Annotated in this window: 14 protein-coding genes; 9 read left to right on the top strand and 5 right to left on the bottom strand. The window is 69.1% G+C overall.

Going from position 1 to position 15,063, the window contains the following annotated elements; all coding sequences use genetic code 11:
• Window positions 1–13: 13 nt before the first annotated feature.
• A complete protein-coding gene (locus IM660_RS17945) occupies window positions 14–1,885 on the bottom strand; it encodes an NHL domain-containing thioredoxin family protein (protein WP_193497128.1) in 1,872 nt (623 codons plus the stop codon).
• Window positions 1,886–1,941: 56 nt separating this feature from the next.
• Window positions 1,942–2,649 carry a hypothetical protein gene (locus tag IM660_RS17950; protein WP_193497129.1) on the bottom strand — a complete coding sequence of 236 codons (708 nt, stop codon included), beginning with the start codon at window positions 2,647–2,649 and terminating at the stop codon, window positions 1,942–1,944.
• Between the two features lie 179 nt (window positions 2,650–2,828).
• Between IM660_RS17950 and IM660_RS17955 the strand changes: the two genes are divergently transcribed.
• The 3 genes from IM660_RS17955 to IM660_RS17965 are packed head-to-tail and all read left to right on the top strand — an operon-like array spanning window position 2,829 to window position 5,135.
• Window positions 2,829–3,179: a YciI family protein gene (locus IM660_RS17955; RefSeq protein ID WP_193497130.1), complete on the top strand. Its 351-nt coding sequence runs from the start codon at window positions 2,829–2,831 to the stop codon at window positions 3,177–3,179.
• Between the two features lie 31 nt (window positions 3,180–3,210).
• Window positions 3,211–4,404 carry an RNA polymerase sigma factor gene (locus IM660_RS17960; RefSeq protein ID WP_193499507.1) on the top strand — a complete coding sequence of 398 codons (1,194 nt, stop codon included), beginning with the start codon at window positions 3,211–3,213 and terminating at the stop codon, window positions 4,402–4,404.
• Between the two features lie 23 nt (window positions 4,405–4,427).
• Window positions 4,428–5,135 carry a hypothetical protein gene (locus IM660_RS17965; RefSeq protein WP_193497131.1) on the top strand — a complete coding sequence of 236 codons (708 nt, stop codon included), beginning with the start codon at window positions 4,428–4,430 and terminating at the stop codon, window positions 5,133–5,135.
• A gap of 52 nt (window positions 5,136–5,187) precedes the next feature.
• Here the strand turns inward: IM660_RS17965 and IM660_RS17970 are convergent, their stop codons facing one another.
• Window positions 5,188–5,721, bottom strand: a complete 534-nt coding sequence (locus IM660_RS17970; protein WP_193497132.1) for an rRNA adenine N-6-methyltransferase family protein — start codon at window positions 5,719–5,721, stop codon at window positions 5,188–5,190.
• Window positions 5,722–5,902: 181 nt separating this feature from the next.
• Here IM660_RS17970 and IM660_RS17975 point away from each other — a divergent pair, with 181 nt between their 5' ends.
• Genes IM660_RS17975 through IM660_RS17990 form a run of 4 tightly spaced genes read left to right on the top strand, consistent with a single transcriptional unit; the run spans window position 5,903 to window position 9,762 of the window.
• Window positions 5,903–6,604 (top strand): LmeA family phospholipid-binding protein, encoded by a 702-nt coding sequence (locus IM660_RS17975; protein WP_193497133.1) that lies wholly within the window; start codon window positions 5,903–5,905, stop codon window positions 6,602–6,604.
• A 36-nt stretch (window positions 6,605–6,640) separates the two neighbouring features.
• Window positions 6,641–7,297, top strand: a complete 657-nt coding sequence (locus IM660_RS17980; protein ID WP_193497134.1) for a TetR/AcrR family transcriptional regulator — start codon at window positions 6,641–6,643, stop codon at window positions 7,295–7,297.
• Between the two features lie 54 nt (window positions 7,298–7,351).
• Complete coding sequence (locus IM660_RS17985) at window positions 7,352–9,043, top strand: RCC1 domain-containing protein (RefSeq protein ID WP_193497135.1); 1,692 nt, start codon at window positions 7,352–7,354, stop codon at window positions 9,041–9,043.
• A 29-nt stretch (window positions 9,044–9,072) separates the two neighbouring features.
• Entirely contained in the window at window positions 9,073–9,762 is a 690-nt protein-coding gene (locus IM660_RS17990; RefSeq protein ID WP_193497136.1) for a spermidine synthase, read from the top strand.
• A 27-nt stretch (window positions 9,763–9,789) separates the two neighbouring features.
• On the opposite strand, the gene IM660_RS17995 is transcribed toward IM660_RS17990, so the two are convergent.
• The gene (locus IM660_RS17995) at window positions 9,790–11,850 is read right to left on the bottom strand and encodes a S9 family peptidase (RefSeq protein WP_193497137.1); all 2,061 of its coding nucleotides are present in this window, start codon (window positions 11,848–11,850) and stop codon (window positions 9,790–9,792) included.
• Between the two features lie 41 nt (window positions 11,851–11,891).
• Window positions 11,892–12,752, bottom strand: coding sequence for an alpha/beta hydrolase (locus IM660_RS18000; RefSeq protein WP_193497138.1), 861 nt, complete (start codon window positions 12,750–12,752; stop codon window positions 11,892–11,894).
• A 411-nt stretch (window positions 12,753–13,163) separates the two neighbouring features.
• Between IM660_RS18000 and IM660_RS18005 the strand changes: the two genes are divergently transcribed.
• Window positions 13,164–14,144 (top strand): ABC transporter permease, encoded by a 981-nt coding sequence (locus IM660_RS18005; RefSeq protein ID WP_193497139.1) that lies wholly within the window; start codon window positions 13,164–13,166, stop codon window positions 14,142–14,144.
• Window positions 14,141–15,058, top strand: a complete 918-nt coding sequence (locus IM660_RS18010) for a carbohydrate ABC transporter permease (RefSeq protein WP_159618244.1) — start codon at window positions 14,141–14,143, stop codon at window positions 15,056–15,058. Before IM660_RS18005 ends, IM660_RS18010 begins: the two co-directional genes overlap by 4 nt.
• The last annotated feature ends 5 nt before the right edge of the window (window positions 15,059–15,063 follow it).

Raw genomic sequence — 15,063 nt, forward strand, 5'->3', positions numbered from 1 at the left:
CAGGAGAAGCCGCTCAGCCGAACAGTGGCAACGTCAGCTCCGCCTCACCACCGTCGACCACCCGCACCGGGATCCCCCAGTCCTGCTGCGCCAGGTGGCAGGCCGGGAACTCCACCGCAGGGTCTGCGTCGCACGCAGCCGCACGAGCGCTTACGTGCAGCACCCCCTGCCCTTCGGTGAGGTGCAATGTCCGGCGGAGGTCGGTCTCCTCGCCGTGGCCCCAGGCGAGCAGTGAAGGCGGGGTCGACGAGACGCTCAGCTGCGTCGCCGGGCCGAACCGGTCGTCCAGCCTCGTGCCGGGCGCCGGGGTGAAGAGCACCTGGAACTCGAGCTGCTCCCCCACCTCGGTGACCGGACGCTGGACGTGGTGAGCTGCGCCGTCGTGGATGAGCTCGTGCCCGATCTGCACGGCGGTGAGGCGATGCGCGGCGGACTCCACCACGAGCAGGCGGCCGCCTGCCACAAGCACGTCCGAGGGCTCGGCGAGGCCGGTGGCGAGCGTGGTGACCTCACGCGTGATCGGGTCGTAGCGGCGCACCGCACCGTTGTAGGTGTCGGCGACGGCGACGCTGCCGTCCGGTAGGAGGCACACCCCGAGCGGGTGCTGCAGCAGCGGTTCAGTGCCGACAGTGCCGACAGTGCCGGCTGTGCCGTCTCGATGACCGAACTCGAACAGCCCCTGCCCGACGGCGGTGCTCACCTCTCCCTCGAATCCGCCTGTCAGATGCACCAGCCGCAGTGCCGAGGTCTCCGCGTCGGCGAGCCAGACCTGGCCGTCTGCGCCGGGAGCCAGCCCGGAGGGCTGAGCGAGCCACGCCTGGGGGAGCGCGCCGTCCACCAGGCCCTCGTTCATCGTTCCCGCCATGTGCTGGATGTGTCCCTGCTCGCCGTCGAACGCCCACAGGGTGTGGGTGCCGGCCATCGCCACCAGGAATCCGCCGAGCCGCGCAACCCAGGCCACGTCCCACGGGGAGGAGAGATTCTGGCCCAGCGGGCCTGGCGTGCCGGGGTCGATGTTGTCCGGCGCCCCCACCCGGTAGGGCCGGCCCGACCCGGCCACGGTGCTCACGTGCCCGTCGTCCAACCGCACCCCGCGCAGCAGGTGATTCACGGTGTCGGCGACCACGACGTCGTAGCCGAGGGAGCGCTGCAGCTCGGGCGGCACCAGGCACAGGCCATTCGGTTCGTTGAAGGAGGCCTCGTCCGGAGCCCCGTCGGCGGCCCCGCGCTCACCCGAGCCGATCCTGCGCACCAGGGTCTCGCCGTCGGGGGCCAGCTCGGCGAGGCTGTGGTGCCCGGCATCGGCCACGAGCAGGGTGCCGCCGGGGAGCTCGATCGCCTTCGCGGGGAAACGCAGGGCCGTCGACGGCGGCTCCGGCGGCACGTACGGCCCCTCACCCCGGTGCAGGGTGCCCTTCGCGTCGTGCTCGCGGATCAGCTCGGTGATCAGCGCGGCCAGGCTCGGCGCGTGCCCCTCCCCGGCGAGCTGGGCCACGACGTATCCCTCGGGGTCGATCACCACGAGTGTGGGCCAGGCTCGCGCGGTGAAGGCCGTCCAGGTGGTCATATCCGCATCGTCGAGAACCGGGTGAGCCACGCCGTAGCGTTCGACCGCGGCGGCGAGAGCATCCGGGTCGGCCTCGTGGGTGAACTTCGGCGAATGCACGCCGACGATCACGAGCTCATCGGCGTACCGGTGCTCCAGATCCCGCAGTTCGTCGAGGACGTGCAGGCAGTTGATGCAGCAGAAGGTCCAGAAGTCCAGGAGCACGATCTTGCCGCGCAGGTCGGCCAAGGTGAGGTCGCGGCCGCCGGTGTTCAACCAGCCGCGGCCGATGAGCTCGCTGGCGCGCACGCGAGGCAGGCGGGTCGTGGGATCAGGCACCCCGGCAGGGTACGCGGTGCACTGAGCGCGCGGCACCTGGCATCGCTACCCCCGGGTCAGAAACCCCGCAGTCGCCGGATCAGCCGCACCGTGTCGACCGCACTGGCTTCCAGGATCGAGATGGGAATCACCACGCGGGGCTTACCCCCGGCCCGCGTGAGCCGCACCTGCTGGATCCCCCAGCGCAGCACCACCGAACCCAATACCGGAACGTCCGACCACGAGTAGCGGCGCCGGCGCAACCACCCCGCCTCGATTCCCTCGCCGTCGAGCACGTAGACAACGCGAGCCACCAGCACGGCCATCACCACGAAGACGACAGCGAACGGCCCGAACACATACACCAGGCGCATTCCTTCATCGAGGTAGCCCACCACCGCGAAGAACGCGAAGAGCGCTGCAGCGAAGAGCCAGCGCGCGACGGCGGCCTGTGAACTGTGCAGGTAGTAGCGACCGCCACGAAGCTCCACCCCATACGCGGTCATGACCTCGAGATCGAGATCTGCGAGATCCTCGCGCATCGCTTGGACCAGTCCGGCGGTGGCGCGCTTGCGCACGTACGACCCCACGGCAGCGAGCCCGACACCCACACTACCCACGAGCACGACGCCGGCGACGTCGCCCACGGTCCAGTCGTCGACGATGTCCACCGTGGCAACCAGTACGAGCAGAGCCCAGCACAGCCCGACCAGGAGCACCACCAGTCCCAGGCCCCGAACTACTCGCCGACGACGGGTCCGGGGCATGTCTCGAGCGCGTGGCATCGCCCCATGCAAGCATCTAGGTGCTCGATGCGCGAGGGGGCGCCCTGATGGCACGAAGCGTTGCACTGTGGGGACCGAGAACAGAAATCTGCGATCACGTGTCGATATCGCTCCGCCTCGTTCGTGGAGATGATGAGAGGCGGGCACCGGGCCCGCCCCACGACGCAAGGAGTTCGACGATGACGCAGTACCTGCTCTCCGTGTGGCACGACTACGACCAGCCCCCCTACTCCGATGACGCCACGATGCAGCAGGCGTTCGCCCAGGTGGATGCCTTCAACAAGCGCATCACCGAGGCCGGGCAGTGGGTGTTCGGTGGCGGCCTGGAGGCGCCCAGTACCGCCACGACCGTGGACAACAGCACAGGCCAGGGGCTCGTGACGGACGCCCCGCTCGCCGAGACCCGCGAGCAGATCGGCGGATTCTGGGTGGTCGAGGCGCCCGACCTGGACGCTGCACTCGCACTCGCGCAGGACGCGTCGGCCGCCTGCATGGGGCCGGTCGAGGTGCGGCCGTTCCAGTCCGAGTGAACCGGTGACCGGCTCGGCACTCACCGAGGAGATGGTGGCCCGCATCTACCGAGAGGAGTACGGCAGATGCGTGGCCACCCTCACCCGTGTGTGCGGCGATCTCACGCTCGCCGAGGACATGGTGCAGGAGGCGTTCACAACTGCGCTGACGGCCTGGTCCGAACGCCTCCCGCCCAACCCGGGCGCTTGGATCGTGGTCACGGCCCGGCGCCGCGCGATCGACCGCTTGCGCCGCGAGGCGAAGCGCGAGCAGAAGCATGCGGAGGCGTTGCTGGTGCACCCTCCGCCCGAGCACGAGGAGGTGGGACCGGTGGCCGATGATCAGTTGCGCCTGATCTTCACCTGCTGCCACCCGGCGATCGCCCCGGAGGCCCGGGTCGCACTCACGCTGCGCACACTCGGCGGTCTGACCACACCCGAGGTGGCGCGCGCCTTCCTCGTTCCGGAGCCCACGATCGCCCAGCGCATCGTGCGGGCGAAGAAGAAGATCGCCACCGCGGGCATCCCGTACCGGGTGCCGGCCGACCATGACCTGCCGGACAGGCTCTCCTCCGTGCTCGCCGTGATCTACCTGATCTTCACCCAGGGCTACGCACCGAGCACCGGGGCCGAGCTGGTGCGCACCGACCTATGCGCGGAAGCAATCCGGCTCGCCCGGCTCCTCGTCGCGTTGATGCCCGACGAGGAAGAGGCGGTCGGGCTGCTGGCACTGCTGCTGCTCACCGAGTCCCGCCAGCCGGCGCGCACCGATCCCGGCGGAGACCTCGTCCCTCTCGCAGAGCAGGACCGCACCCGGTGGGACGCCAGCCTGATCGATGAAGGTCAGGCACTCGTGCGCTGGTGTCTCCAGCGCAACCGCCCGGGTCCCTACCAGGTGCAAGCCGCCATCGCAGCCGTCCACAGCGACGCCGCCACCGCCGGGGCGACCGACTGGCACCAGATCCTCGCCCTCTACGACCAGCTCCTCACGCTGGCCCCGTCGCCCGTGGTCGCCCTCAATCGGGCAGTAGCCCTGGCCGAGGTGCGTGGACCTGCGGAGGCGTTGTCCGCCGTCGACGGTCTCGACCTGGACGGCTACTATCTGCTGCACGCCACACGCGCCGACCTGCTCAGCCGCCTCGGACGCGCCAGGGAGGCGGGCGCTGCATGGCATAGAGCCAGCGAGCTGACGGCGAACGAGGTGGAGCGGCAGTTCATCGCCGACCGGATCGCAGCGCTGGAGTGACGTCACCGGCGTACCGTGGATCGATGGACATCGTGGTTCCCTCCCAGTTCAACGGTCCGCCTTACTCGGGCAACGGCGGCTGGACCAGCGGTCACCTGGCCGCGTTACTGCCCGATCACGACGGCGCAGCCTCCGTCCGACTGTTCTCTCCCCCGCCGCTGGACACGCCCATGCAGGTAACGACCGGCCATGATTCGGGCGAGCTGACCGCCCTGCACGGGCACGTGAAAGTCGCCTCTGCTCGGCTCGCGCCCCCGATGGAGACGGAGGATGTCCCCGAGCCAGTGCAATTCGCGGAGGCGGAGGCGGCCGGCGACTCCTACGCCGGGCTGGTGGATCATCCCTTTCCGACCTGCTTCTCCTGCGGCACCGAGCGCGATCCGAACGAGGCGTTGTGCCTACGCACCGGTGTGGTGCGCGAGGGGGTGTACGCCGCGGCCTGGGTTCCCCGCGAGGTGACGCCTGAGATCGTATGGGCCGCCATCGACTGCCCGAGTGGATGGGCACTGGGGGTGGGCGGGCGGCCGATGGTGCTCGGCACGATGACCGCCCAGGTCGATGAGCTGCCCGAGCCGGGGTCCGAGCTGGTGGTGCTCGCGTGGCCGATCTCCTCCCAGGGGCGCAAGCACCACGCGGGCACGGCGCTGCTGCAGGGCGACCGCATGCTGGCTCAGGCGCGCTCGGTGTGGATCAGCGTGGACCCGGAGTCGGTCCGGCCGATCGCCGGATGAAGTCGACGGTCATACTGCCAACCAGGCGCGCAAACGGACCTGGTTGGCAGTATCACCGTCGTTTTCGTACCCGACGCAGCACCAGCACGGCCGAGTCGCTGCGCGGTGGCGGCACGAACGCCGCAGCCGGAACATGCGCGCCCACCTCGGCGGTGAAGCCGCACGGCGGGGAGGCGGCGTACCGGCGCGCCATCCATCGCGGCAGCACCAGGTCGGCCCGCGTCAGCGCCGATCTGGTGCCGCCGGTGATCCGGCGCACCACAGCAGCTCCGATCGCATACGGCGGGTTCGCCACCACCCGGTACGGGCGCCGCGGTAGTGGCATCTCGAGCAGGTCCGCCTGCACCACGGTGACGGCATCGGACGAGCCGAAGGCCGCCGTCAGCCCGCTCACCCGGCCGGAGTGCAGCTCGACCGCGATCACTCGCCCGGCGTGCCTGGCGAGGGGCCGGGTCAGCGCCCCGGTTCCCGCGCCCAGATCGAGTACGAGCTCACCACCACCGAGCCCGGCACCGCGGACGATGCGCTCAGCCCAGGAGCCCTTCAGCCGGTGCGACCCCCACCGCCGTTGCCCGTTCCCGGACACGACGCACCATCACCATGTACATACCCATGCCGGCGACAGTAGACAGCGGCGTGGTGCGAGCGCCACGGATTTTCAGCTCGCGCATCCGAGACCCGGAATCCGACGTCGATCTGGCGGTTCGCGGCAGCCATATCGACGAGTGATTCCGGGAGTCCCAGGCGGGCCGGTTATCGTGACCGCCATGTCACGTTCGGGCAAGGCCGCGATCGGCACGCTGGCGCTTCTGCTGGTCCTGGTCGGCGGCGCCTACGCGCTAGACCGGTGGGCGGTGGCGCAGGCGGAGGATCGGGTCCGTACCGAGTTGAGCACCGCCTTCCCCGACGCCGAGCGCCTTGAGGTCTCGATCGCCGGGGCGCTGTTCCTGCCGCAGGTGATCACCGGCTCTCTGAGCACGGTGGAGCTGTCGGCCGACGGCGTCCGGTACGAGGGCCTGGACGTCGCCAATGTGGAGGTCCTCGCCCAAGGGGTGGATGTGGGTGAGCCGCGAACCGTGGAGGAACTCACGGTGAGCGCCACCGTGCCGGGAACGACCGTTCAGGCTGCGGTGGCGGCCTCGGGCCGCGTACCCGAGGGGGTCACAATCGAGATCACCGGCGGTGACCTGGTCGCGAGCGCGACCGTACTGGGCGTTCCCCTGGAGGCGACCCTGCAACCGGTGGTCTCCGACGGCGAGCTCCAGCTCGAGCCGCAGACCTTCTCCCTCGGCGGGCTGGAGGTCGATGCCGACGCGATCCCGGGCGACCTGCTCGGGGATCTCGGCTCGCTCCAGGTGCCGGCTGACGCCCTTCCGGATGCGCTCACCCTCACCTCCGCCGAGGTGATCGGCGACGAGGTCAGGCTCGAGGTGACCGGCAGCCAGGTAGCGCTGGATGATCTCAACTGAGGGCGGGCGACTCCGCGGGCGGGCATACTGCGCCACGTGACTAGTTCCGCTCCACGCCGACGCCCCCGCAAAGACGCATTGGCCAATCGTGATCGCATCCTCGACCATGCCGAGGGTGTGTTCGCCACGGAAGGGCTCGACGTGAGCCTGCACCGTCTTGCCGAGGACCTGTCCCTGGGGATCGGGACGGTGTACCGCCACTTTCCCACCCGCGACGATCTTCTCCTCGGTCTGTATCACCGGCTCCAGGAACGCGTCGATGAAGCAGGCGAGGCACTACTCAGTATCGAGGGCGCGTACGAACGTGTCGTCGCCTTCATCGACCAGACGGTGCAGTTCTCTCTCGATGTTCCGGTCGCCCGGACGGTCGGGGCCAGGGTGCAGCGCCTCTTTCCCGACGAGGTGCGGGTCAGCCCCACCGCAGGGGTGGTCGCGGGAGCGGTCGAGGAGGCGAAGGCGGCAGGCACGATCCGCGACGACGTCGATGTCACCGATATCGCGTCGCTGGCAGGGATGCTCGCGGATCTCGTGTGGATCCGGGACCCGGAGCGCTCGGTCGTGATACCCCGGATGCGCGTGCTCGTCCTCGATGCGCTCCGGCCCCAGGGCGAACCCCGGCCGGGCCTCCCGGCGGGACCGGTGTCAATGACTGAACTCACCCGGATGGCGCACCGCAACCGGATGGATCCCTGAACCCTGCGTTGTTAAACGGACTTTTCGTCCACTATGTTCGTTCTCATGACGTGGATGCGCAGGACTGTCGTGGGAGCCGTGGTCGCGAGCGTGCTCGCGGCCGGAGTGGCAAGCGCTCCGGCGTCAGCCGATGAGCCAGAGGTCCTCGGCGGCTCGGCGATCGCCTTCGGCGACGACACGTACGGGCAGACGAACGTCCCGGAACTGCCGGAGGGCATGGTCTACACCGCCGTCGCCGCCGGCACCAACCACACAGTGCTGCTGCGCTCAGACGGCGAGGCAGTGGCCTTCGGCAACGGCAGTGACGGACGGACCGACGTGCCGGGCCTGCCGCCCGGGGTGACCTACACCGACGTCGGCGCCGGCACCAACCACACCGTGCTACTGCGCTCAGACGGCGAGGCAGTGGCCTTCGGTGACAACCTCTACGGGCAGACGGACGTGCCGGAACTGCCGGAGGGCATGCACTACACCGACGCCGCCACCGGCTGGGGGCAGACGATACTGCTGCGCTCAGACGGGAACGTCGAAGCCTTCGGCCACAGCGGCTCCGGAAAGACCGACGTGCCGGACCTGCCGCCCGGGGTGACCTACACCGCCGTCGCCGCCGGCACCAACCACACAGTGCTGCTGCGCTCAGACGGCGAGGCAGTGGCCTTCGGTGACAACGCCGAACATCAGATCGACGTCCCGGAACTGCCGGCCGGAGTGACCTACACCGCCGTCGCCGCCGGTGGCTGGCATACGGTGCTGCTGCGCTCAGACGGGAACGCGAACGCCTTTGGCGCCACCAACGACGGACGGACCGACGTGCCGGACCTGCCAGCCGGGGTGACCTACACCGACGTCGCCGGTGGTGGCCGCCATACCGTGCTCCTGCGCTCAGACGGCGAGGCAGTACCCTTCGGCCACAGCGGCTTCGGGCAAACGAATGTGCCGGAGTTGCCTGAGGGGATGGTCTACACCGACGTGGCGGCTGGCTACGCGTCTACCGTGCTGCTGCGGTCGGCCGTAGACACCGACGTGAGCCTTCAAGCTCCTGACTCGATCGTCGCCACCGACGGCGAGGTGGAGGTCAGCGCCCGTGTCGGTGCCTCCAGCGTTGCCCAGCCCGATGTCGCGTTCACCGGCACGGTGCGCTTCACCATCGACGGCCAGGATCCGATCGACGTCAACGTCAACGACGAGGGAGAGGCCACCACCACAGTCGACGGGCTCCCCACCACCGCAGGCAGCACCATCGCTGTCAGTGCCACCTACCTCGGATCCACCGACGGCGCCTATCTCGCCACACCCACCCCGGCCGAACGCGACATCGAGGTCACCGCCGCACCACTGGCCGCGATCGAACTGCGCGCACCGGACGGCCTCGAGGTCATCGACGGGGGAACGCTTACGTTCACCGTGGACGGAACCGACACCTACGGCAACCCGGTCGAGATCGACGACGACACAGTCGAACTCACCAGCGACCAGTCCACCGACATCGTCGACGGCCTCACGGTCACCTTTCCCGAGGCGAGCCCCCACCGGATCACGGCGACCGTCGGCAACCTCACCGACACCGTCGCCGTGGAGGTCACCCCGAGCACCCCCGCACCGACGAACCCCGAACCAAGCGCCCCCGAACTTCCAGAAACCGGCGCAGGTGTCGGCACCCCGCTCACCGGCGCCGCACTCCTGCTGCTCGTTGGAGTGGCACTGACCATGTCAGCCCACCGCACGGCTCGTCCGCAGCACACCTGACCTGCTCCCCCGCGTGGTAGGACTGCCTGATGGCAGCCCGTTTCGAAGAGCTCGACTTCCAACAGACTCCGGTCGGTGAGATCAGCCTCCGACGGCGCTACGACCTCACGGCGAAGACCGACGTGTACGAGGTGCGCCTGGGCGAGGAGTACCTGATGTCGAGCCTGTTCACGGTCGCCGAGAAGGCACTCGCCACTCTCGCCCTCGACGCGCTCGACCGTGACGGCGCACGGGTTCTGGTGGGCGGTCTCGGTCTCGGCTACACCGCCCACACGGCGCTGAACGATCCACGCGTGGCAGACCTGACGGTGATGGACGTGGCCGAACCGGTGATCGACTGGCACCGCCGCGGCCTGTTACCCGAGACCGCCGGCCTCGCCGACGATCCCCGCTGCCACCTGGTGCTGCGCGACTTCTTCCAGCTTGTCACCACCGAGCCCGAGACCACCTACGACGCGATCCTGCTCGACGTGGACCACACTCCGCGCCACGTACTGCACCCGAGCCACGCCGAGCTCTACACCCCGGCGGGACTGCGGCAGATGCAGCGTCACCTCACCGCGGGAGGGGTGTTCGCGCTGTGGTCGGATGACCCACCCGATCCCCGGTTCGATGCCGTGCTCGCGCAGGTGTTCGGCTCCACTGCGGCCGAGGTGGTCACGTTCGCCAACCCGCTCACCGGTGGTGAGTCGAGCAACACCGTGTACCTGGCCCGCTGACGGGCCGGCCGGCCTCGACCAGCGCTCCTACCCGAGCACCTCTGGTAGCTCCGGCGCCTCGCCGCCGAGCACATGCTCAGCCAGGAACGCCGAGACCACCTGGTACCAGATCTTCGCGTGCTGCGGGGTGAGGATCCAGTGGTTCTCGTCCGGAAAGTACAGGAACCGGTGCACGGTGGAGCCGTCCTCACCGGCGGGCAGCCCAGAGGAGCTGAGCAGGTCGTACCAGAGCCGCAGTCCCTCACCGATCGGCACCCGGTAGTCCTTGTCTCCGTGGATCACCAGCATCGGGGTGCGGATCTCGGCGACGGCGCGGTGGGGGGAGTTTTGCTCCGCCATCTCCGGCGTCATCTCGCGGGTCCAGTAGAACGCCGCATCGGTGGTGCCACCAAAGGCGTCCAGGCCCCACAGGCTGGCGTGCGTGACGATCGCGTCGAACCGGTCGGTGTGTCCGGCGACCCAGTTGGCCATGTAGCCACCGAACGAGCCACCCATGGCGGCTGTGCGGGTCTGATCGATCTCCGGCAGTGCCTCGGCAGCATCGGTCGCAGCCATGAGATCGGTGAACGGCGCCTGACCCCAGGCACCCCACCCACGCTGGATGAAGTCCTGCCCGTACCCGGTGCTCAGGGCCGGGTCCGGCAACAGCACGGCATAGCCCTGCGCGACCAGCAGCCACGGGCACCACCGCCAGCTCCATGCGTTCCAGGACCCGAGCGGGCCACCGTGGATCCACAACAGCAGTGGAGCAGGCTCGTCCGCGCTCGCTCCGTCCGGCAGCGCCAACCAGGACCGGACGCGCGTGCCGTCGTCGGCGGTCGCCTCCACCTCGCGCAGCGTTCCCGGTAGCACCGGCCGCGGCACCGGACCGCGTAGCGCCGTCACGTCCCCGGAGTCCAGATCGATGCGCACCACCTCGGCCGGGAACTCGTAGGAGGACCGCAGTGCGTAAGCCGTCGCGCCATCCGGTGCGGCAACCACACTGGCGTACGCGGCAGCGTCGTCGGTCACCTGGGTGACCACACCCTCCAGGGTGACGTGAAAGACGGGCGAGCGACCGTCGTCGTCGGTGGCCATCAGCAGCCCGGACGAATCCGGCAGCCACACCGGTTCACCCGGCCAACGGTCCCACTCCGCGGCGATCCGGCGCGGCGCGGACCCGTCGATCCCGCACACCCACAGGCTTACCTCAGGTGCACGCTCGGGCGTGGTGATCGTCTCGAGGCCGTAGGCGACGTGCTGCCCGTCCGGGCTGATGCGGGGGGTCAGGAACTCCGCCTCCGGGTCGTCCACCAGCACGGTGCGCCCGCCATCGGCCAGGTCGATGCGAACGAGCTGGGTGCGTACGGCACCCCTTCCCAGCGGCACCCGCCACGTGCTCACGACGGCGGAGCCGTCCGGGGCGAGATCGGCCTCGGCCTCGATGAGGTGCTTGCCGGCGTCGGGGGTCAGGTCGCGCAGCTCGATCTCGTCCTGGGTGCTCGCCTCGCCGGCGAAGTACCGGGGAGCGGCGGGGCCGAGATCGTGATCCCAGAACCGCACGGGGTAGTCGCTGTGCAAGATCGCGGACACCTTGTTCTCCTCGCGCGCGTCCCAGATGGCCTGCTCGGACTCCTCATCGGTGGCCGAGGGCATAGCATCGGCGGTGACGACCACCGTGCCAGCGGTCCGGGCGGCCTGCACTCCGGAGATGCCACCGGGGCGGGTCGCCACCTGACTGGCTTCCCCGCCGGCGGCCGGAAGCAGCCACAACGCCGGCTTCGCCTTGTCCTCAGCGGTCTCCTCGGTCGGGCGCTTGGCGACGAAGAGCAAGTCGCCGTCAGCCGTGAAGGCGGCCCCGCTCTCTCCGGTGAGGCCGTGCGTCAGGCGCCGCGCCGGCTGGACGCCCGTCGGATCAACCTCCCACAGCGCGGTCAGGTACTTCGTGGCATCGGCGTTCAGGGTGGAGACGCCCACGACGATGCTGTCACCGTCCGGTGAGAGCGTCAGTCCGCCCACACGCGGGAGGGCGATGTAGGAGTCGAGGTCGTGGAACGGGGTGGCCGGAGGGGTCTCCTCGGCTCCGGGGGTGTCGGTGCTGGTGTTCACGAGACGTTCGTATCACGCCGGACCGACAGTGGCGAGAACAATCACCACGACACCCTCTCCGGCCGGCCGCGAACAGCGGCACCGGACCGCACACCGGGCACTGTCCGGATCTGTTCGAGCCATGCATCGGTCGTGCGCGCAAAGGCCAAGGGGTTGTCCCGCCGCACGAAGTGCCCGGCTCCCTCGATCGCCACCACCTCAGCGCCGCGATCGGCCAGAACGCGCCGATGGTCGGGCGTCATCCCGACATCGGGGGCCGTTCCAGTCACCACCAGCACCGGCGCAGATGCGGCGATTGCAGAGACGGTGTCCGGCCACGGCGCCGTCGGGATGACGTGACCGTTGCGCACGAGCAGGGCGTCGGCCTGGCGCTGGGCGCGTGCCCATTGCCGCACCTCCCACACCTGCCATCGAGGGTGGGAAGACGCACCGTGGGCCTCCAGCCGCTGTTGCCCCCACACGTGATACGCGAGCAACTCGCGCGCCGCTCGTGCGGCCACGAACCGGTCCTGAAATGCAGTCACCGGAAGCCGCCAGAACGGATCCTCGAGCAGTACCCCGTGCACCACCGCGGCCTGCTCGGCCGCGGCTGCGGCAATGGCCCCGCCCGCGGAGTGCCCGTAGAACACCACTTCGTCGTCTCGCCCCGCTCGGGCCAGGTATGGTCCGACGGCGTCCCTGACGTCGGCGAGCAGACGGTCGCCAGGATGCAGTGGGTCGGCCGGGTCCCATCGAGGCGAGCGACCGTGTCCGCGCAGGTCTGGCGCCACCACGTCCCAGCCGTGGGCAGCCCAGTGCTTCGCGAGCCGGCGCAGTGTGTCGGCACTCTCCCTCAACCCGTGCAGCGCGACGATCGTGCCGCGCCGCTCACCAGCCGACCTGGGGTGGTACTCGGTGGACATGCCTCCCACTGGCGGACGCACTCCTCGGCGCCTGGCAACCCGAGAACGTGGTCGCACAGAGCCGGTGTCCGCGTGCACCCCCGTACGACCAGGTGCTCGCGACTGGGTCAGCGATCGCATCGCGACCGTTCGACGCAGTGAAAGCGCATTCACGTATCATGCCACGAGACACTGCCTGACGCGGCGGAGGGGCCCCTATCGAGGCGCGAACAGGTCGCACAAACCTGAGAACCTTGCCAACTACATGCCGATCACCCATACGGCATGCGCTTTCAGTTTTTCTTGACATCTTTCAGCAACGGTCATAGCGTCTCCTTTCGAGACAGCGACCACCCTTCGACGGAGAAGAGATCCCGTGACGCTCCCGGCACTCCCCGCGCCGCTGGCACGCATCGACCTTCGGGCGATCTGATGACCGCGCCACCGCAGACCACACCCAAGACAGCGACCCGGGAGACGCCGGGCCCTCGTCCTGCCAGGAACCCGCGACAACGCCGGGACTACGGTCTGGTGATCCTCGCGGCCCCCGCAGTGATCCTGCTGCTGGTGTTCGCCTACGGTCCGATGGCGGGCCTGGTCGTCGCGTTCCAAGACTTCAACGTCGCCGACGGGGTCTTCGCCTCACCCTGGGCGGGACTGGAGAACTTCCGCTTCTTCTTCACCTCCGGCGACGCGACGCGCATCATGCGCAACACGCTGCTGCTCAACGTGCTGTTCCTCAGCGCCACGCTCGCGGTCGGCGTCATGTTGGCACTGATGCTGAACGAGATCCGGGGCAAGGTCACCAAACGGTTCTTCCAGTCGGTGATCTTCGTGCCCTATTTCGTCTCGCCGATCGTGGTCAGCATCTTCCTGCAGGCCTTCCTGGCAGGACCGGGTGGCCGCGGGGGCCTCATCAACGACGCCGCCGGACTCTTCGGCATCCCCTCGGTGACCTGGTACACCGAACCGGGACCGTGGCCGTGGATCCTCACCCTCGTCAAGGTGTGGCAGCTCGGCGGGTACATGAGCGTGATCTTCCTCGCCGCCATCACCGCCATCCCGGAGGAGGTCTACGAGGCTGGTGAGATCGACGGTGCGAGCCGGGCCCAGATGGCCTGGCGGATCACCACACCGTTGCTCAAACCGACCGCGGCCATCCTCCTCGTGCTCGGTGTCGGCCGGATCTTCTACGGCGACTTCGCCACCATCTACGCGATCGTCGGCGACAACGGCACCCTCTTCCCGACCACAGACGTGATCGACACCTACGTCTTCCGCGCCCTGCGCACCCGCGGCGACTTCGGGGTCACGGCGGCGATCGGACTCGTCCAGTCCGTCGTCGGCTTCGTGCTCGTGGTCGTCGCCACGATGGTGCAGCGCCGCTACGCCAAGGAGACATCGATCCTGTGACTGCCACCGTTGAACGCACAGCACCCGTGACCAGGGTGAGGCCCCCTTCTCGGCGCAAGAGCCGCCGTCTGGAGCCGTTCACCATCGCCAGCTACGCGGGCGTGATCTGCTTCGGCCTGGTCTGCGCCATCCCGTTCTGGATGGTGGTGGCCGGATCTCTGACGGCGGAGAGCGCACTCTCCCAGCGCGGATACTCCTTCTGGCCCACCCCCTTCTCCCTGGACGCCTACACCACCCTGTTCCAGGGCACCCGGGTCTGGCTCTCCTACGGCGCCACCATCTTCATCACCGGCATCGGAACAGCCATCGCGGTGGCGGCCACCTCCGGGATCGCGTGGGTCATCGCCCGCGGCCTGCCGCGCGTCAGCCGCCCGCTGGCCGTCTTCGCCTACATCCCGATGCTGTTCAACGGCGGCCTGGTGCCCATGTACATCCTCATCACTCAGGTCCTGCAGCTGCAGAACTCATGGTTCGCGGTGATCCTGCCGCTGGTGATCGCCCCGTTCCTGGTGTTCGTGCAGGTGAGCTTCTTCCGGGCGACACCGCAGGAGATCCTCGACGCGGCCCGGATCGACGGCGCCGGTGAGCTGCGGATCTTCTTCCAGGTGGTGCTGCCGCTGTCGAAGCCGGTGATCGCCGTGATCGCTCTGTTCTACGCCGTGACCTTCTGGAACGAGTGGTTCCACGCGCTGCTGTTCCTCAGCCAGCCGGAGAAGTTCCCGCTGCAGCTGGTGCTGCAGAACCTCATCTCCTCGGTCACCAACGCCGCCGAGCTCGGCACCACGAGCGCGGCACCCGTCTACCAGATGCGACTCGCGATGACAGTCATCACGATCGGCCCGATCCTGCTCGCCTACCCGTTCGCCCAGCGGTACTTCGTCAAGGGCCTGACCCTCGGCGCCACCAAGGGCTGACGCGG

Source organism: Ruania alkalisoli, assembly GCF_014960965.1.
In the GTDB taxonomy this organism is placed as follows: domain Bacteria; phylum Actinomycetota; class Actinomycetes; order Actinomycetales; family Beutenbergiaceae; genus Ruania; species Ruania alkalisoli.